General features: G+C 71.9%; 15 protein-coding genes. 10 read left to right on the forward strand and 5 right to left on the reverse strand.

Annotation, left to right across the window (positions count from 1 at the left end; all coding sequences use genetic code 11):
* Positions 1 to 76: 76 nt before the first annotated feature.
* The 3 genes from GA0074704_RS13910 to GA0074704_RS13920 form a co-directional block, all read right to left on the reverse strand.
* Positions 77 to 1,996: a helix-turn-helix domain-containing protein gene (locus GA0074704_RS13910; protein ID WP_088970906.1), complete on the reverse strand. Its 1,920-nt coding sequence runs from the start codon at positions 1,994 to 1,996 to the stop codon at positions 77 to 79.
* A 14-nt stretch (positions 1,997 to 2,010) separates the two neighbouring features.
* Positions 2,011 to 2,793 (reverse strand): 3-hydroxybutyrate dehydrogenase, encoded by a 783-nt coding sequence (locus GA0074704_RS13915; RefSeq protein WP_088970907.1) that lies wholly within the window; start codon positions 2,791 to 2,793, stop codon positions 2,011 to 2,013.
* A gap of 141 nt (positions 2,794 to 2,934) precedes the next feature.
* Positions 2,935 to 4,101 carry a hypothetical protein gene (locus tag GA0074704_RS13920; protein WP_157743671.1) on the reverse strand — a complete coding sequence of 389 codons (1,167 nt, stop codon included), beginning with the start codon at positions 4,099 to 4,101 and terminating at the stop codon, positions 2,935 to 2,937.
* Between the two features lie 257 nt (positions 4,102 to 4,358).
* On the opposite strand from GA0074704_RS13920, the gene ruvC reads away from it, so the two are divergent.
* From ruvC to GA0074704_RS13960, 8 genes are all read left to right on the forward strand, one after another.
* Positions 4,359 to 4,886 carry a crossover junction endodeoxyribonuclease RuvC gene (gene ruvC, locus GA0074704_RS13925; RefSeq protein ID WP_088970909.1) on the forward strand — a complete coding sequence of 176 codons (528 nt, stop codon included), beginning with the start codon at positions 4,359 to 4,361 and terminating at the stop codon, positions 4,884 to 4,886.
* A complete protein-coding gene (gene ruvA / locus GA0074704_RS13930; protein ID WP_088970910.1) occupies positions 4,883 to 5,485 on the forward strand; it encodes a Holliday junction branch migration protein RuvA in 603 nt (200 codons plus the stop codon). Before ruvC ends, ruvA begins: the two co-directional genes overlap by 4 nt.
* 43 nt (positions 5,486 to 5,528) lie before the next feature.
* Positions 5,529 to 6,593 carry a Holliday junction branch migration DNA helicase RuvB gene (gene ruvB / locus GA0074704_RS13935; RefSeq protein ID WP_088970911.1) on the forward strand — a complete coding sequence of 355 codons (1,065 nt, stop codon included), beginning with the start codon at positions 5,529 to 5,531 and terminating at the stop codon, positions 6,591 to 6,593.
* A 139-nt stretch (positions 6,594 to 6,732) separates the two neighbouring features.
* Positions 6,733 to 7,080, forward strand: a complete 348-nt coding sequence (gene yajC, locus GA0074704_RS13940) for a preprotein translocase subunit YajC (RefSeq protein ID WP_172880548.1) — start codon at positions 6,733 to 6,735, stop codon at positions 7,078 to 7,080.
* Between the two features lie 224 nt (positions 7,081 to 7,304).
* On the forward strand, positions 7,305 to 9,269 hold the full coding sequence (gene secD, locus GA0074704_RS13945) for a protein translocase subunit SecD (protein WP_172880550.1): 1,965 nt from the start codon (positions 7,305 to 7,307) through the stop codon (positions 9,267 to 9,269).
* A gap of 1 nt (position 9,270) precedes the next feature.
* Positions 9,271 to 10,464 carry a protein translocase subunit SecF gene (gene secF, locus GA0074704_RS13950; protein ID WP_088970914.1) on the forward strand — a complete coding sequence of 398 codons (1,194 nt, stop codon included), beginning with the start codon at positions 9,271 to 9,273 and terminating at the stop codon, positions 10,462 to 10,464.
* Positions 10,465 to 10,565: 101 nt separating this feature from the next.
* Positions 10,566 to 11,132, forward strand: coding sequence for an adenine phosphoribosyltransferase (locus tag GA0074704_RS13955; RefSeq protein WP_088973670.1), 567 nt, complete (start codon positions 10,566 to 10,568; stop codon positions 11,130 to 11,132).
* A gap of 226 nt (positions 11,133 to 11,358) precedes the next feature.
* Positions 11,359 to 13,815 carry a RelA/SpoT family protein gene (locus GA0074704_RS13960; protein ID WP_172880912.1) on the forward strand — a complete coding sequence of 819 codons (2,457 nt, stop codon included), beginning with the start codon at positions 11,359 to 11,361 and terminating at the stop codon, positions 13,813 to 13,815.
* A 69-nt stretch (positions 13,816 to 13,884) separates the two neighbouring features.
* Here the strand turns inward: GA0074704_RS13960 and GA0074704_RS13965 are convergent, their stop codons facing one another.
* The gene (locus GA0074704_RS13965; protein ID WP_088970916.1) at positions 13,885 to 14,712 is read right to left on the reverse strand and encodes a peptidylprolyl isomerase; all 828 of its coding nucleotides are present in this window, start codon (positions 14,710 to 14,712) and stop codon (positions 13,885 to 13,887) included.
* 60 nt (positions 14,713 to 14,772) lie between these two features.
* Positions 14,773 to 15,639, reverse strand: a complete 867-nt coding sequence (locus tag GA0074704_RS13970; RefSeq protein WP_088970917.1) for a peptidylprolyl isomerase — start codon at positions 15,637 to 15,639, stop codon at positions 14,773 to 14,775.
* 258 nt (positions 15,640 to 15,897) lie between these two features.
* On the opposite strand from GA0074704_RS13970, the gene GA0074704_RS13975 reads away from it, so the two are divergent.
* Both GA0074704_RS13975 and hisS read left to right on the forward strand, forming a co-directional pair.
* Positions 15,898 to 16,614 (forward strand): MBL fold metallo-hydrolase, encoded by a 717-nt coding sequence (locus GA0074704_RS13975; RefSeq protein WP_088970918.1) that lies wholly within the window; start codon positions 15,898 to 15,900, stop codon positions 16,612 to 16,614.
* Positions 16,615 to 16,699: 85 nt separating this feature from the next.
* Positions 16,700 to 18,028 carry a histidine--tRNA ligase gene (hisS, locus tag GA0074704_RS13980; protein WP_088970919.1) on the forward strand — a complete coding sequence of 443 codons (1,329 nt, stop codon included), beginning with the start codon at positions 16,700 to 16,702 and terminating at the stop codon, positions 18,026 to 18,028.

The raw sequence follows: 18,028 nt of genomic DNA on the forward strand, positions 1-18,028 counted from the left end.
GCTTGCGGCAGGTCGCGCCTTTCGGGTGGCCAGAGGGCGCGCGAGATGCGGCAGGTCGCGCCCTCTGGCGGCGGGTTCAGCGGCCCGGCTCGCGCAGCCGGTGCAGGCGCAGCGCCAACTGCACCTCCAACGCCCGCTCCGGGCGCTGCCAGTCCGCGCCGAGCAGTTGCCCCACCCGCTCCAGCCGCTGCGTCACCGTGTTCACGTGCACGTGCAGCTGCTCCGCCGCCCGGGCCAGGCTGCCACCCACCCCGAAGTACGCCTCCAGCGTCTTCACCAGCGCGGTGCCCCGCCGCGCGTCGTAGTCCACCACCGGGCCGACCGTGGCGGTGAGGAACCGGGTCACGTCCCGGTCGCCGGAGTCACCCACCGCGCCCAGGAGCAGCCCGACGAAGCCCAACTCGGCCGTGCTCGCTCCCTGCCCGTTGCGGCCCAGCGCACCCAGCGCGGTCAGGCAGCGGTCCGCCTCGGCGAACGTCGCCGCCAGGGCCTGCGGCCCGGTCGCCGGCCCGCTCGCCCCCGCCGTCACCGGTCGGCCGGTCACCCGGGACAGGTCGCGGGCCACCGCCCGCGCGCTGCCACCGGCATCGCGACCGGGCAGCATCAGCACCACCCGGCCGTCGCGCGCCGCGGCGAGCCCGCCCCGGGTCGAGGCGTACGTGGTGGCCCAGGAGAGCACCCGCTGCCGCGCCGAGCCGGTCGCCGCGATCGCGTCGTCGCCCACCGCCACCAGCACGTGCGGGGCGTCCAGGTCCACCCCGAGCCGGCGGGCCCGGCCGTACAGCGCGTCGGTGTCCCGCGACGGCCGGGCGATCAGGTCGTCGAGCAGCTCTCCACGGACCCGCCCCTCCGCCTCGGCGACGGTCCGGCGGAACAGCAGCAGCAACGCCGTCACCAGCGCGGCCCGCTCGAGGATCCGCTGGTCGGCGTCGACCAGCTCGCCCTCCGGTCGCAGCACCAGCGCGCCGAGGTTCTCCGCGCCGGCAACCACCGCGGCGTACCAGAGCGGCCCCCGGCGTACGCTGCGCCCCTCGGTCCGCGACGCCGCCACCGCCTCCACCAGGTCCGCCCGGTCCGGCTCGGTGATCTCGCCCACCCGGGCCAGCCGCCGGCCCTCGGCGTCCAGCGCCAGCAGCGCCCCGCCCAGCACGTCGGTCACCGCCGCCGCCACGTCCTCCATCCCGCCGCCGCGCACCACCAGACCGGTCATCCGGTCGTGGGCGGCGGCGGCCCGCTCCACCGAGCTGCTGTGCGCCCGGATGGTGCCGTTGGCCGCCGACAGCTCGGCCAGCGCCGACCGGGTCTCGGCCAGCAGCCGGGCGGTGTCGATGGCCACCGCGGCGTGCGCGGCGAGGGAGACCAGCAGGGACACCTCCTCGCGGGCGAACGGGCGGGCCGAGCGGTTCGCCGCGTACAGCACCCCGATCACGCTGGACCCCAGCCGAAGGGGCACGCCGAGGATGGCCACCAGCCCCTCCTCGCCGACCCCGCCGTCGATCTCCCCGGTGTGCCGGAACCGTTCGTCCTCCTGATAGTTCGAGGTGACGTACGGGGTGCCGGTCTGCGCGACCAGGCCACCGAGGCCGTCGCCCATTTCCAGCCGCAGCCGCTGGAACCGGGCCGAGATCGAGCCGTCGGTGACCCGCATGTACGTGTCGCCGCGCTCGTCGTCGTTGAGCGTCATGTACGCCACGTCGGTGCCGAGCAGGTTCCGCGCCCGGTGCACGATGGCCCGCAGCACGTCGTCCAGGTCGCGCAGGCCGGCCAGGTCACTGGCGGTGTCGTATAGGCCGGAGAGCTCGATCTCCCGCCGCCGGCGACGTTCCAGCAGCCCGCGGACCCGCAGCGCCACCACCTTCGCCTGCTCCAGCTCGGCCAGCCGCTCCGGAGGCAGCCCGGCCGCGCGGGCCGCCACCAGCGGCCCCTCGAACTCGACCGGGGCGGCCTCGCGGGCCAGCAGCTCCAGGAACTCCACCGGCGACGACATGAGCGACATTGTGCGCGAGGCCACTAGTTGGCCGTCCAGCCCCCGTCGAGGGCGATCGAGGCGCCGGTGATGAACGCGGCCGGCGGGGCGCACAGGTACGCCACCAGCTCGGCGACCTCCTCCGGCTCGATCAACCGCTTGATCGCCGCCCGGGCCAGCATGATCTTCTCCACCACCTCGTCCTCGCCGATGCCGTGGGTGGCGGCCTGGTCGGCGATCTGGCTCTCCACCAGCGCGGTCCGCACGTACGCCGGGTTGATGCAGTTGGCGGTCACCCCGTGCGCGGCGCCCTCCAGCGCCACCACCTTGGAGAGCCCCTCCAGGGCGTGCTTGGCCGACACGTACGCCGACTTGTACGGCGAGGCGCGCAGTCCGTGCACCGAGGAGATGTTGACGATCCGACCCCAGCCCTGGGCGTACATGTGCGGCAGCGACCGCCGGATGATCCGGAACGGCGCCTCCACCATCACCCGGTGGATGTAGGCGAACCGGTCGGTGGGGAAGTCCTGGACCGGCGCGACGTGCTGGAGGCCGGCGTTGTTCACGACGATGTCCACGTCGGCGTCGAGCCGGTCGACCGCGCCCGGGTCGGCCAGGTCGATCCCCTCGGCCCGGCCGCCGGCCTCGGCGGCGACCGCCTTGGCCGCCTCCACGTTGCGGTCCACCACCAGGACCGCCGCTCCGGCGGCGGCCAGCCGCAGGGCGCAGGCCCGGCCGATGCCGCTGCCACCACCGGTCACCAGGGCACCACGACCGGAGAGGTCGACGTGTACGACGTGGGGGACCGCCACGGGTTCTGCCGTCATGGCGCAAGAAGTTACGAGCTGTGTGGCCGGCGGCACATGGGGCGGCGACACATACTCGACCGTCAGCATGTGTGGTCCCGCGCCCGTCCACCGCCGAGGCGTCGGTACCGAATCGCGACCGGGCCCGGTCCTGCCCTGCGGCTACTTCGGGTTGTAGGGCAGCACGGTGACGAGCGCGCTGCCCGGCGTCTGTGCCCGCTCCGCCATCGAATGCCAGTCGCCCTTCTTGTCCTGCCACTTGTAGACGACAGGGGTGAGGCGTTTGGCGAACTCCACCACCGCGTTCCAATGGCTTCCCGCAGCCGTCAGATCGGCTCCGACCTGCTCGAAGTGGTCGCTGGTGAGTTCCTTCCCGGCGTCGCGGATGTCCATGGCGACATCATCGATCTCTCTGGCCAGCTTCTGCCAGATGTCGAGGATGGTCTTCAACCCGTCGTGCACCGTGGTGGCGGCCTCGGAAAGCCGCCTGAGTGAGTCGGCCGTGGTCGTCAGCGCGGCGACATCCTGGTTCTCCTGCTTGATCCTTTCGCGGAGATCCTGGATCTTCCTGTTGAGCGCCTTGACCTTCTCCCCGGCTATGATGGCGGTCGAGAGCGAGCCGCCGAAGCCGACCACGCCGACCGCGATCATGCCGGCGCCGACCGGCTGGGCGCCGGGCACCAGGAAGACCACCACGCCCACCAGCGTGAAGAAGACCGACACCGCAGTCCCGATCTGCCCGGCCGTCGCCAACTGGTTGTACGTCCGCACCTCTTTGTTGAGATCGTCGACCACCCCGGTGAGAGCCTCGATGACCTTCTTGTCGTCGCCGGCGAGGGCGAGCGCGCGGTCCGCGATGTCCTTCAGGGAATTCTGTGCGCCGAGGACCTGGCCGGAGAAGTTGTCCACGAGCTTGCAGGTGTTCTGGGTCGGGGCCCCCAGGTTGTCCTCGACCAGGCTCTTCATGTCGGCCAAGGTTGACAGGAGCTTCTCCCGGAGTTCGGGATCTCCGGGATTCTTGGTCAGCTCCGTCAGTAGGCCGCGAGCGGTCCGGAGTTGCGCCCCGAAAAGCACTGAATTGATGACGATGAGCCGGGGGATGTTGCTGAGCTGAACATCGACCCCACCCAGCCAGGATCCGAGTCGGTCGGTCTTTACCGCGCGGAGTTTCTCGTAGAACTCTTTGTACTCCTTGGTGGGATGGTTCAGGAGTGGGATGTCGGCGTTCCCGACGGCGGAGACATAAGCCGTCACGTTGGCAACGGCGTTGAAGTAGTCGGCCAGCGCCTCGTTGGTGGGAGTGGAGTCGAGAACGGCCGCCATACGCATGGCTGAGCCCCCCTTCCGCGCTTCGGTCTGGCCCGGGTGGGGCAGGTGCCCTACCTGCGACGTTAGAGCGGGCCGGGACGGATCCGGGGAGGGCCGACGACGTTCACCCGGACGAAGGATGCGCTCGACGCCCGTACGCCCTCCCGCGTACGTGGACGGCCCAGTGGTACTCGCCCGGCGTGCCGGCCCACCCGTGGGCCGGACCGACCAGTAGGGTGTCGAACACACGTACTGCTGGCGGTCGGGGAGGAGGCGGCGTGCGCGTGCTCGGCGTCGACCCGGGGCTGACCCGGTGCGGAGTCGGCGTGGTCGAGGGCGTGCCGGGTCGGCCCTGCACCCTGGTCGCCTACTACGTCGTCTACACCGATCCGGGCGACGACCTGCCGCTGCGCCTGCTGCACCTGGACCGCTCGCTGACCGAGCTGGTGGCCGAGCACCGCCCCGACGCGGTCGCCGTGGAGCGGGTGTTCAGCCAGCACAACGTCCGCACCGTGATGGGCACCGCCCAGGCCAGCGGGGTGGCCGTGCTCGCCGGCGCGCGGGCCGGGCTGCCGGTGCAGACCTACACGCCCAGCGAGGTGAAGGCCGCGGTGACCGGTTCCGGTCAGGCCGACAAGAAGCAGATGACCGCCATGGTGACCCGGCTGCTGCGGCTGGCCGAGCCGCCGAAGCCGGCCGACGCCGCCGACGCCCTGGCCCTGGCCATCTGCCACGTGTGGCGCGGCGGCACCCGGTCCAGGCTGGCCGCGGCGGCCGACCGGGTACGACGAGGAGGAACGCGATGATCGCCAGCGTGCGGGGCACGGTGACCGCGACCGGCCCGGATCAGGCCGTCATCGAGGTCGGCGGGGTTGGCCTGGCGGTGCACTGCGCCCCCGGCACCCTCGCCGACCTGCGGATCGGCCAGCCGGCCCGGCTCGCCACCAGCCTGGTGGTCCGGGAGGACTCGCTGACCCTCTACGGCTTCGCCGACGACGACGCCAAGCAGCTGTTCGAGCTGCTCCAGACCGCCAGCGGGGTCGGCCCCCGGCTGGCCCAGGCGGTGCTCGCGGTGCACACCCCGGACGCGGTGCGCAAGGCGATCGCCAACGCCGACACCGCCGCGCTGACCCGGGTGCCGGGGATCGGCAAGAAGGGCGCCGAGCGCCTGGTGCTGGAGCTGCGCGACCGGGTCGGCCCGGTGCCGGTCGGCGCCGACGGGGCGGCCGGCGTCACCGGCGGGGCCTGGCCCGACCAGGTCCGACAGGCGCTCGTCGGGCTCGGTTGGACGGGCGCCCAGGCCGAGCAGGCGGTCGCCGCGGTGGCCGAGTCCGTCGACGGCGAGACCCCGCCGGTGCCGGTCCTGCTCAAGCAGGCCATCCGCCTCCTGGGCCGGACCCGATGAGCCAGGCGTCGTGTTCCCGGCGGTCGCGACCGGAGGGCGGGGCATGAGCGGGGAGAACATGGTCTCGGCGTACGTCAGCGACGCCGAACTCGACGCGGAGGCCACCGTCCGGCCGAAGCGGCTCGACGAGTTCATCGCCCAGCACCGGGTCCGCGACCAGCTGGACCTGCTGCTCAAGGGCGCGATGCGGCGCGGCTCGCCGCCCGACCACATCCTCCTCTCCGGGCCACCTGGCTTAGGTAAGACCACCCTCGCCAACATCGTGGCGGCCGAGCTGGGCTCCGGCATCCGGGTGACCAGCGGGCCCGCCATCGAGCGCTCCGGCGACCTGGCGGCGATCGTGACCAGCCTGGCCGAGGGCGACGTGCTCTTCATCGACGAGATCCACCGGATCGCCAAGCCGGCCGAGGAGCTGCTCTACAGCGCGATGGAGGACTTCCGGGTCGACGTGGTGGTCGGCAAGGGGCCGGGCGCCACCGCCATCCCGCTGGACGTGGAGCCGTTCACCCTGGTCGGCGCGACCACCCGGTCGGGCCTGCTGACCGGGCCGATGCGGGACCGGTTCGGTTTCGTCGCCCACCTGGACTTCTACTCCCCGGCCGATCTGGAGGCGCTGCTGCACCGCTCGGCGCGGATCCTCGGCGTGCCGATCACCGACGAGGGGGCGGTGGAGATCGCCGGTCGGTCCCGGGGCACTCCGCGGATCGCCAACCGGCTGCTGCGCCGGGTGCGGGACTTCGCCGAGGTGCGGGCCGACGGGGTGGTCAACCTGGAGACGGCGCGGGCCGCCCTGACCGTGTACGACGTCGACGCCCTCGGCCTGGACCGGCTGGACCGGGCGGTGCTGACCGCGCTGGTCGACCTGTTCCGGGGTGGGCCGGTCGGCCTGTCCACCCTCGCCGTGGCGGTGGGGGAGCAGCCGGACACCGTGGAGGAGGTCTGCGAGCCGTTCCTGGTACGGGCCGGCCTGTTGGCGCGTACGCCGCGTGGGCGCGTGGCGACGGAGGCGGCCTGGCAGCATCTGGGGCGTACTCCACCGAATGGTACATTTGGTGCAGCAACCGCCGTCGCGCCCGATCTGTTCTCCGCCGCGCCCGAACAGCCGTGATCCGAACGTGATCTGTGCCGCATTCGGCGTTCTCAGGAGCAGGGATTAGACTCGCCGCGGTCTGTACAGGATGTGAAAATCCGCCTCCGCTCCGGCACCCCCTCGTGCCGGGTGGGCGGCCAAGGGAAGGTCGACAAGCGTGTTCTACGCAGCAGCGAGCGGCGGGGGAGCCGGCGGCCTGACGCCGATCCTCATGATCGCTCTGCTCTTCGGCGTCATGTACTTCATGATGATCCGCCCCCAGCAGAAGCGCCGCCGCGAGGCCGAACAGATGCAGTCGGCCCTGTCCGTGGGCGACGAGGTGGTCACCATCGGCGGGCTCTACGGCACGGTCACCGGTGTGGACGACGACACCGTCCTGCTGGAGGTCGCCCCCGGCGTGCAGACCCGCTACGCCCGTCCGGCGATCGCCCGCGTGGTGACCCGGGCCGAGCGCGTCGAGGAGACCGAGCCGGTCGTCGAGGAAGCCGAGCCGGTCAAGGAGTGAGCCGCCGTCCCGGAAGGGGCAGCGGATTCACCGACACAAGTGGATAGTTGGGTCGGCGCTCCGCCGCCGGCACGCCACAGACCGCGCCCGACGCCGCCGCGCCGGGGCCGCGGGGCGTGTCGGGCGGTGCGCCGGCCAGTCAGAACAGTCGGGCGGAGACCCCCGGCCCGACCTTCGTCGCCGCTGCACCAGCGGCGCGACCGTTACAGGGAGACAGGACAGCCGTGGCACCACCTCAGGGACAGATGCGCCCCGGACGGCAGCTCGCCGTGCTCGGGCTCATCTTCGTCGTCCTCTATCTATTGGTGTTCTTCTCGGGTGGCGCCAGCGGTGGCTGGAAGGACCGGTTGGAGCCCCGGCTCGGGCTGGACCTGATCGGTGGCACCCGGGTCGCCCTGGAGGCCACCAACAGCCTCGACGGCAAGCCGCCGACCCAGGAGAACCTCGAGGAGGCCCGGCGGATCATCGAGAGCCGGGTCAACGCCTACGGCGTGGCCGAGGCCGAGGTGGTCACCGAGGGCAACCGGAACATCGTCATCTCCCTGCCCGGTGAGAACCGGGACCTGACCGACGTCGGCACCCCGGCGGAGCTGCGCTTCCGCAAGGTGCTCAAGGCCACCGACGGCAGCGGCGCGACCCAGGCCGCGGCCCCGACGCCGACCGCCTCCGGTAGCCCGGCCCCGTCGGGCAGCGCGGCCCCGTCGGGCAGCGCGGCGCCGAAGCCGTCCGGCAGCGCGGCGGTGAAGCCGTCGGCCGGTGCCGCGGTCAAGCCGTCGGCCAGCGCGGCGGCCAAGGCGACCGCGTCCCCGTCGGCCGGTGGCCAGGGCGGCGGCGCCCCCGCGCCGACCGCCAGCGCCACCCCGGCGCCGTCGGCCACCCCGAGCGCCCCGGCCGCGTCGCCGAGCGCCAGCGCCGCAGTGCCGCAGGGCATCGAGGCGCAGCGCAAGGCCGTCGAGCAGAAGGTCGGCCCGGCCGCCTGGGCCGCGGCGAGCGCCCTGCAGGCCCCTGCCGACCTGACCGCCGACCCGTCCCTGGCGGAGAAGCTCAAGCCGTTCGGCACGCTGGACCCGCAGCAGGTCGCCGTCCTGGCGCCGGAGATGCAGTTCAACGTCCCGACGATCACCTGCGCCCAGCTGGACGACCGGCCGGCGGGCTCGGTCAAGGACCCGAAGCAGAAGGCGGTCGCCTGCGAGGGCGGCGCGAAGTACCTGCTGGACGTGGCCAAGGTCGAGGGCACCGACGTCAAGAACGCCACCGCCCAGCTCGACCAGACCAGCTCCTGGGTGGTCAGCCTGAACTTCACCGGCGACGGTCAGAACAAGTGGACCGAGCTGACCCGCGAGTCGTACCAGAACAAGGGCAAGACCTGTGACCCGAGCGCGCTCGGCCAGGGCGGCAACTGCCGGGTCGCGGTGGTGCTGGACAACAAGATCGTCTCCTCGCCGGAGATCCAGGGCGTGCTGACCGGTGACTCGCAGATCACCGGCAGCTTCACCAGCAAGGACGCCAACGCGCTGGCCAGCCAGCTGCGCTACGGCGCGCTGCCGGTGACGTTCACGCAGCAGGAGGCGCAGAACGTCACCGCCACGCTGGGCGAGACCCAGCTGCGGGCCGGTCTGCTCGCCGCCGGCATCGGCATGCTGCTGGTCATCATCTACTCGTTCTTCTACTACCGGCTGCTGGGCTCGGTCATCTTCCTGAGCCTGGTGCTGTCCGGGCTGCTGGTCTTCGGCGCCCTGGTGGTGCTGGGCCGGCAGATCGGCTTCACCCTGACCCTCGCCGGCATCGCCGGCATGATCGTCTCGCTCGGTGTGGCGGCGGACTCGTTCGTCATCTACTTCGAGCGGCTCAAGGACGAGATCCGGGAGGGGCGCAGCCCGCGCAGCGCGGTCCCCCGCGCGTGGGTCCGGGCCCGTCGGACGATCATCTCGGCGAACGCCATCACCCTGATGTCGGCGGTGGTGCTCTACATCGTCTCGGTCGGCACCGTGAAGGGCTTCGCCTTCGCCCTCGGTCTGGCCACCGTGCTGGACCTGGTGGTGGTCTTCCTCTTCCGTCACCCGATCATGACGATGTTCGCCCGTACCCAAGCGTTCCTGTCCCCGCGGGTCAGCGGCCTCGGCCGTGCCCTCCCGGCCCGGTCCGCCGAGCAGGCGACCGCCCGCAACGCGCGCGTCAAGGAGGCCTGAGATGGCTAGGAGTGGTCTGGCGTCCCGGCTCTACCGGGGCGAGGCCGATCTCAACATCGTCGGCCGGCGCAAGCTCTGGTTCACCGTCGCCGCCGCGCTGGCGCTGATCGCGGTGCTCAGCTTCGCGCTGCGCGGTTTCCAGCTCGGCATCGAGTTCGCCGGCGGCACCTCGCTGCAGGTGCCGGCCAGCGTCGGCACCCTGGACGACGCCGAGCGGCAGGTCGACCAGGTGCTGGCCGCCAAGGGCGGCGGCGCCGAGGTGGCCACCGCCCAGAAGGTCGGCGGCACCGGCGGCGACCTGTACGAGATGCGGACCTCGGAGCTGACCCCGGTCCAGACGAACGAGGTCAAGACCGAGATCGCCAACCGGTTCGGGCTGAAGTTCGAGCAGGTCGGCGCCAACCAGGTCAGCGCGTCGTTCGGCAGCCAGGTGACCGAGCGGGCCCTGCTCGGCCTGCTGATCTTCCTGGCCGTGGTGGCGCTCTACCTGGTGGTGCGTTTCGAGTGGCGGATGGCGGTCGCCGCGCTGCTGTCGCTCTTCATGAACCTGATCCTCACCGCCGGCATCTACTCGCTGGTGGGCTTCGACGTCACCCCGTCGACGGTCATCGGCTTCCTGACGATCCTCGGCTTCGCGCTCTACGACGTGGTGGTGGTCTTCGACAAGGTCCAGGAGAACACCCGGGGCATCACCGCCAACAACAACCAGACGTACGGCGAGGCGGCAAACCTGGCGCTGAACCAGTCTCTGATGCGGTCGCTGAACACCTCGGTGGTCGCCCTGCTCCCGGTCGGTGGCCTGCTCTTCATCGGGGCCTTCCTGCTGGGCGCGGGCACCCTGAAGGACCTCGGCCTGGTGCTCTTCGTCGGTATGGCGGTGGCGTTCCTGACCTCCATCCTGCTGGCCACCCCGCTGCTGGTCCTGCTGAAGAACCAGGAGCCGCGGATCCAGGCGCACAAGAAGCGGGTGGAGGCCCGCCGCGGCGCGATCGCCCGTGGCGAGCTGACCCCGCGCGGCACCCCGCGCCCCGTCACCGCCGACGGTGGCGAGGCGATCGACCCGGAGGCGGCGGCCCTGGCCGGCAGCGCGCCGAAGGTGGGTGCCCGGCCGGCGGGCAAGCGTCCGACCGGCGCCCGCGGTGGTCGTCCCGCCGGTGGCGGCGGCAACCGTCCGGGTGGCGCGAAGCGCCGCTGACCGCGGCCGGGGAGACCCGGTAACCATCGAACCGACGGCGTCCGCCATGCTGTGCGAGCAGCATGCCGGACGCCGTCGTCGTGAAGGGGAACGGGACAACCGTGACGGAGACCCACAGCACCGTGGTACGCGGAGACAGCGGCCCGCAGGTCGCCCAGCTGGTCGCCAGCCGGGTGCTGGACGTGCCGGACTTCCCGAAGCCCGGGGTGGTGTTCAAGGACCTGATGCCGCTCTTCGCCGACGGGCCGGTGTTCCGCGAGGTGATCGACGGGATCATCGAGTACCACGGGCGGGACTCGTTCGACACGGTCGCCGGCATCGAGGCGCGCGGGTTCGTGATCGCCGCCGCCATCGCGTACGCCACCGGGGTCGGGGTGGTGCCGGTGCGCAAGGCCGGCAAGCTGCCCCGGGCCACCCATTCCGCCTCGTACGCGCTGGAGTACGGCGAGGCGACGCTGGAGGTGCACCAGGACGCCTTCACGGCCGGGCACCGGGTGCTGGTGGTCGACGACGTGCTGGCCACCGGCGGCACCGCCGAGGCGACCCTGGACCTGGTGGAGCGGGCCGGTGGCACGGTGGCCGGTTTCACGGTGCTGATGGAGCTGGCGTTCCTCAAGGGGCGGGAGCGGCTCGCCCCGCGTCCGGTGCACGCCCTGCTGACCGTTTGAGCCCGTCACCGGGCGACGGAGGCGGCGCGGTCCGTCCGGCGGAAGGGCGGGACACCCTGCGTGCGGGTAGCATTGCCCTTTGCCGACCGGTCGGTTGAGGCCGTTCCGGCCGGCACGCGGAACAGAACCGGCCCCCGGGCCGGTTGGACAGGTACGTCGGCCGCACGGCCGGCGCATTCCCCGGCGAGCGGTGAGGAGGCCGGTGTCCCACGATGTCGTCCCTCCGGTGGAGGGCACGGTGCACCCGACAGGCGACGCGGACGGCTCGGTGACCGAGCGGAACGGCAACCCGCCGGCCCGGGTGACGGGTCCCGGCGAGGGCGGCGCGACCGCCGGGCCGTCGGCCGAGGAGAGTGGCGCCCTGGTGGTGCCGTTCACCGTCGACGGTTCGGACGATCCGTCCCCGAGCGGTGGGTTCGCCCTGTCCAACGCCCCGACCGGGCGGCGGGTTCGGGCCCGGCTGGCGCGGTTCAACGCGCCCTGGCAGACCTCGCAGGTCAGCGAGGTGCTGGAGCCGCTGATCGCCACCCATCGGGAGAACCACCCCAAGGCGGACGCGCGGCTGCTCCAGCGGGCCTTCGACACCGCGGCGCGCTGGCACTCGGGTCAGTACCGCAAGTCCGGTGACCCCTACATCACGCACCCGCTGGCCGTGGCGACGATCCTGGCCAACCTGGGGATGGACACCACCACGCTGGTGGCGGCGCTGCTGCACGACACCATCGAGGACACGGAATACACCCTCGACGCGATGCGGGCCGACTTCGGTCCCGAGGTGACCCTGCTGGTCGACGGCGTCACCAAGCTGGACAAGGTCAAGCTGGGTGACGCGGCCAAGGCCGAGACGATCCGCAAGATGGTCGTGGCGATGGCCAAGGACCCGCGGGTGCTGGTGATCAAGCTGGCCGACCGGCTGCACAACATGCGGACCCTGACCTTCCTGCCCCGCCCGAAGCAGGAGCAGAAGGCGAAGGAGACGCTGGAGATCCTCGCGCCGCTGGCCCACCGGCTCGGTATGAACACGATCAAGTGGGAGCTGGAGGACCTCGCCTTCGGGACGCTCTTCCCGAAGCGCTACGAGGAGATCAACCGGCTGATCGGGGAGCACCAGCCGCAGCGGGAGTCGCTGCTGCGCCAGGTGACCCAGAAGGTCGGCACCGACCTCAAGGCCGCCAAGATCAAGGCGGAGACCACCGGGCGGCCGAAGCACCTCTACTCGATCTACCAGAAGATGATCGTGCGGGGGCGCGACTTCAACGACATCTACGACCTGGTCGGGGTGCGGATCCTGGTCGACACGGTGCGGGACTGCTACGCGGCGCTGGGCGTGATCCACGCGAACTGGCAGCCGGTGCCGGGCCGGTTCAAGGACTACATCGCGATGCCCAAGTTCAACATGTACCAGTCGTTGCACACGACGGTCATCGGGCCCACCGGCAAGCCGGTGGAGATGCAGATCCGCACGTACGCGATGCACCGCACCGCGGAGTTCGGCATCGCCGCGCACTGGAAGTACAAGGAGCACAAGGGCACCCAGATCGTCGGCCCGCCGGCGCACATCGACGAGATGACCTGGCTGCGGCAGCTGCTGGACTGGCAGCGGGAGGCGGCCGACCCGAGCGAGTTCCTCGACGCGCTGCGCTTCGACCTGTCCAGCCAGGAGGTGTACGTCTTCACCCCCAAGGGGGACGTCATCCCGCTGCCGACCGGTTCGACGCCGGTGGACTTCGCGTACGCGGTGCACACCGAGGTGGGGCACAAGTGCATCGGGGCGCGGGTCAACGGCAAGCTGGTGCCGTTGGAGTCGACGCTGTCCAACGGCGACGTCATCGAGATCTTCACCTCGAAGTCGGAGACGGCCGGCCCGACGCAGGACTGGCTGGGCTTCGTCAAGAGCCCGCGAGCCCGCACCAAGATCCGCCAGTACTTCAACAAGGAGCGGCGCGAGGAGGCGATCGAGGCCGGCAAGGACGCGATCGTCAAGGCGATGCGCAAGCAGGGCATGCCCCTGCAGCGGATGCTCACCTCCGACAACCTGATGGCGATCGCCCGGGACCTGCACCTGGCCGACGTGGCGTCGCTCTACGCGGCGGTCGGCGACAGCCAGGTCTCCGCCCAGTCCGTGGTGCAGAAGCTGATGGCCACGTACGGCGGGGAGGAGGGGGCGGCCGAGGACATCGCCGAGACCGCCGTCGCGACCCGGCCGCCGCGCAGCCGGCAGAACAGCAGCGACCCCGGTGTGGTGGTCCGGGGCGTCAGCGACGTCTGGATCAAGCTGGCCCGGTGCTGCACGCCGGTGCCGCCGGACGCGGTGTTCGGCTTCGTCACCCGCTCCGGTGGGGTGAGCGTGCACCGGGACGACTGCGCCAACGCCGAGGACCTGCGGGCCCAGGCGGAGCGGGTGGTGGAGGTCAGCTGGAAGCTCACCTCCGCCTCGACGTTTCTGGTCGCGATACAGGTCGAGGCGCTGGACCGGCACAAGCTGCTCGCCGATGTGACGCGGGTGCTGTCGGAGGAGCGGGTGAACATCCTCTCCGCGACGGTCACCACCACCCGGGACCGGGTGGCGGTGAGCCGGTTCAGCTTCGAGATGGCCGACCCGAAGCACCTGGGCCACCTGCTGGCCGCGGTCCGCAAGGTCGACGGGGTGTTCGACGCGTACCGGGTCACCTCGGGCGCCTGACCCCGCCCGCAGCACACGCGAAAGCGCCCGCCGGCTGCTGCCGGCGGGCGCTTGCTCGTTCCGGGTGGCTCAGCTCATCGTCAGCTTGTTGATGACGATCTCCTTCTTGGGGTGGCCGCCGCCGGCCTGCTGGGCGAACGCCTTGTCGTCGCCGGCCGCCGCGACCTGCTTGACGATGTCCATCCCGCCGGTGATGGTGCCGAGCACGGTGTACTTCGGGTCGAGCTGCGAGTCGCCGTAGACGATGAAGAACTGGCTGCCGGTGCTGCCCGGGTCGCCGTTGTTCGCCATCGCGATGACGCCCTCCGGGTACGCGGGCCGCTTGTCGGTGGGCAGGTTCTCCTCGGCGAGCCGGTAGCTGGGGCCGCCGGTGCCGTCGGTGGGTCGCCAGCCCTTGCCGGTGACGCTCGGGTCACCGCACTGCAACACCTTGATGCCCTCGGTCACCAGCCGGTGGCACTTGGTGTTGTCGAAGAAGTTCTTGCTGGCCAGGTGGGTGAAGCTGCCAGCGGTGCAGGGCACCTTGGACCGGTCGACCTTAGCGGTGATCGCACCCAGGTTGGTGTCGAGCGTCATGGTCTGGGTGCCGGTGTCGGGTTGCTGGGTCTTCGGCAGCCCGACGTCCTTGATCTCCTTGGTGCGCTGGTCCTTCGGCACCTCGGTGAAGACGCACTGGGCGGCCCCGGCCTGCGGAGCGGCGGTGTCGGTCTTGTCGTCGTCGCCACCGAGGCTGGTCGCCAGCCAGACGGTGCCGGCGATCACCAGCAGCAGGGCGGCGCCCGCCCCGACGATCGCCTGCGTCTGCCGGCGCTTGCGGGCCTTGGCCGCCCGCTCGGCCATCTTCCGCTCGAGCTGGGCGCGCGCCGCAGCGCGCTGCCGCTCTCTGGTGGACGTCACGCTTCACTCCTTGAGGACTTGCCGGGCGCGGCCGGTGCCGCCGATCGTCGGTGGGGCGGGTCAGCCGGCGCTGGGACTGGCGCTCGGCGCCGCGGAGGCCGCGCCGCTGGGCGTCGTCGCCGGCGCGCCGGCCGGGTCGCTGACGGTGAGGCTCTGGATCACCACGTCCGTCTTCGGCTTGACCTTGGCCCCGGAACCATTGTCCACGGTCGGCAGGGCACCGATCTTCTGCACCGTGGCGAGCCCACCGGTGACCTTGCCGACGATCGGGTACGCCGGCTTGGCCGGGTTGAAGTCCTTGAAGAAGATCAGGAACTGGCTGCCGTTCTGCCCCGGCGGGTTCCCGATCATCGCGACGGTGCCCTGCGGGTACGCGGGGGCGGCTCCGGACGGCGCCGGGTCCGGGAGGTCCTCGTCGTAGAAGGTGTACGCCGGGCCGCCGATGCCGGTGCCGCTCGGGTCGCCGCAGCGCAGCGCGCCCTCGGTGGTGATCTCGTGGCACTTGGTGTTGTCGTAGAACGCCTTGCCGGCCAGGTGCGCGATGCTTGCGCCGGCGCACGGCGCGGAGGCCAGGTCCAGCTCGGCGGTGATCGGGGCGCCCTGGTTGGTGGTGACGGTCATCGTCCGGGTGCCCGAGGTGGGCAGGCCGGTCGTGTTCGGGGTGCCGACGTCCTTGAGGTTGGGGTTGCCCTCGGCGTTCTGTGGGGTCCAGAGGCAGACGTCCTCGGCGGCCTTGTTCTCCGTGGGGTCCTTGTCGAAGGCGCCCAGTCCCCAGGCCGCGCCGACCACCACCAGGACGAGCACCACGGCGGCGCCCACACCTGCCTGGATCTGCCGGCGGCGTCGGGCGGCGGCGGCCCGTCGGGCCAACTGCCGGTCGAGCTTCTCCCGCGCGAGCTTGCGCTGCCGGTCCCTGCTGGAAGCCACCCGTGCTCCCCTTCCTCTACCCTGGTCGTCACCGGCGGACGGGCGTCCGCGCCCGTCGGGCGCCGAGTGCGCCATGCCACACGCCCGCCAGAGTGTACGGGTAGCCGCTGGGAAAGTGGTGTACGAGGTCAGTGCCGCGTTATCGGAAGGCGTCACTGCCCCGACCGGCGTAGCGTCCGGCGTGCGGTCCGGTACCTCCGGTCGGCCCGATAGGCTGCTGGTCGCAGACGACAAGCTCGACACGGAAGGGGAGCTGACGTGCTCGTGGCCGGCTTTCCCGCGGACGCCTTCGGCACCAACTGCTACGTGGTGGCCACCGCGCCGGGGGAGCAGTGCGTGGTGGTCGATCCCGGCATCGGGGTGCTCGACCAGCTCGACGCGGTCCTCGCCGAGCACCGCCTGCACCCGGCCGCCGTGCTGCTCACCCACGGCCACCTGGACCACACCTTCTCCGTCGCCCCGGTCTGCGGCGCCCGCGGGATCACCGCCTACCTGCACCCGGCCGACCGGGAGATGCTGGCCGACCCGGCCAAGGCGCTCTCGATGGACCTCACCCAGCTGTTCGGCGGTCGCCTGCCGTACACCGAGCCCGACGACGTCGCGGAGCTGACCGACGGCGCGGTGCTGCGGATGGCCGGCCTGGAGATCACCGTCGACCACGCCCCCGGCCATACCGGCGGGTCGGTGATGTTCCGGATGCCCGGCGCGGGTTCGCCGTGGGAGGCCGAGCAGCTCTGCCTCTCCGGCGACGTGCTCTTCGCCGGCTCGATCGGGCGCACCGACCTGCCGGGCGGCAGCAACGAGGCGATGCTGGCCAGCCTCCGGGACAAGGTCCTCCCGCTGGCCGACGACACCGTCGTGCTGCCCGGCCACGGACCGGCCACCACCATCGGCCGGGAGCGTGTGCGCAACCCGTACCTCGTCGAGGTGGCGGGCTCCGGCGGCGCGCGACCGGCACCCACCCGCGGCCTGTAGCCGCGCCACGACCTTCCCCGCGCGGCCGCCGCGCGGGCCCTGACAGACCCGGCCGCGCCCGGCGCGGCTGCCGAGGGAGTACGCCATGAGCAAGCCCACGCCCATCTCCGGCTTCCCGGAGTGGACGCCCGCCCAGCGGATGATCGAGCAGTTCGTGCTGGACCGGATCCGCGCGACCTTCGAGCTGTACGGCTTCGCGCCGCTGGAGACCCGGTCGGTGGAGCCACTGGACCAGCTGCTGCGCAAGGGGGAGACGTCCAAGGAGGTCTACCTGCTGCGCCGGTTGCAGGCGGACGCCGACGGGCCGGCCGGTGACGACGCGCTCGGCCTGCACTTCGACCTGACCGTCCCGTTCGCCCGCTACGTGCTGGAGAACGCGGGCAAGCTCCAGTTCCCGTTCCGCCGCTACCAGATCCAGAAGGTGTGGCGGGGCGAGCGCCCGCAGGAGGGGCGCTATCGCGAGTTCCTCCAGGCCGACATCGACATCGTCGACCGGGACACCCTGCCGGCCCACTACGAGGCGGAGATGCCGCTGGTGATCGGCGACGCGCTGCGCTCGCTGCCGATCCCGCCGGTGCGGATCCAGGTCAACAACCGCAAGATCTGCGAGGGCTTCTACCGGGGCATCGGGCTGACCGACCCGGAGGCGACCCTGCGCGCCGTGGACAAGCTCGACAAGATCGGCCCGGCGAAGGTGGCCGAGCTGCTGGCGGAGACCGTCGGGGCGAGCGAGGCGCAGGCCAAGGCGGTGCTGGCGCTGGCGGAGATCTCCGCGCCGGACGCCTCCTTCGCCGATGCGGTGCGCGCGCTGGGGGTGGACGACCCGCTGCTCGACGAGGGCGTCGCCGAGCTGACCGCCGTGATGGAGACCGCGGTCGCCCACTCGCCCGGGCTCTGCGTGGCCGACCTGCGGATCGCCCGGGGCCTCGACTACTACACCGGCACCGTCTACGAGACGCAGATGGTCGGCTACGAGCGGTTCGGTTCGGTCTGCTCCGGTGGTCGATACGACAACCTGGCCAGCTCGGGCAACGTCCGCTTCCCGGGCGTGGGCATCTCGATCGGGGTGACCCGGCTGCTCGGCCTGCTCTTCGGCGCCGAGGCGCTGTCGGTGTCCCGCAGCGTGCCGACCTGCGTGCTGGTGGCGGTCGCCGCCGAGGACGACCGTCCGGCGAGCAACCGGGTGGCCGAGGCGCTGCGGTCGCGGGGCGTACCGACCGAGGTGTCGCCGAGCGCGGCGAAGTTCGGCAAGCAGATCCGGTACGCCGAGCGGCGGGGCATCCCGTTCGTCTGGTTCCCGGGGGCCGACGGCGCGGGCGACGAGGTGAAGGACATCCGCTCGGGTGAGCAGGTGGCCGCGGCGGCGGGGGAGTGGATGCCGCCCCGGGCGGACCTGAAGCCGCTGGTCAGCTGA

The organism is Micromonospora siamensis (assembly GCF_900090305.1).
GTDB classification, from domain to species: Bacteria; Actinomycetota; Actinomycetes; order Mycobacteriales; family Micromonosporaceae; genus Micromonospora; species Micromonospora siamensis.

Bases quoted from the DNA above. Each gene is read 5' to 3' on its own strand.
- GA0074704_RS13910 (WP_088970906.1), bottom strand. From the start codon at position 1,996: ATGTCGCTCATGTCGTCGCCGGTGGAGTTCCTGGAGCTGCTGGCCCGC.
- GA0074704_RS13915 (WP_088970907.1), bottom strand. From the start codon at position 2,793: ATGACGGCAGAACCCGTGGCGGTCCCCCACGTCGTACACGTCGACCTC.
- GA0074704_RS13920 (WP_157743671.1), bottom strand. From the start codon at position 4,101: ATGCGTATGGCGGCCGTTCTCGACTCCACTCCCACCAACGAGGCGCTG.
- ruvA (WP_088970910.1), top strand. From the start codon at position 4,883: ATGATCGCCAGCGTGCGGGGCACGGTGACCGCGACCGGCCCGGATCAG.
- ruvB (WP_088970911.1), top strand. From the start codon at position 5,529: ATGAGCGGGGAGAACATGGTCTCGGCGTACGTCAGCGACGCCGAACTC.
- secF (WP_088970914.1), top strand. From the start codon at position 9,271: ATGGCTAGGAGTGGTCTGGCGTCCCGGCTCTACCGGGGCGAGGCCGAT.
- hisS (WP_088970919.1), top strand. From the start codon at position 16,700: ATGAGCAAGCCCACGCCCATCTCCGGCTTCCCGGAGTGGACGCCCGCC.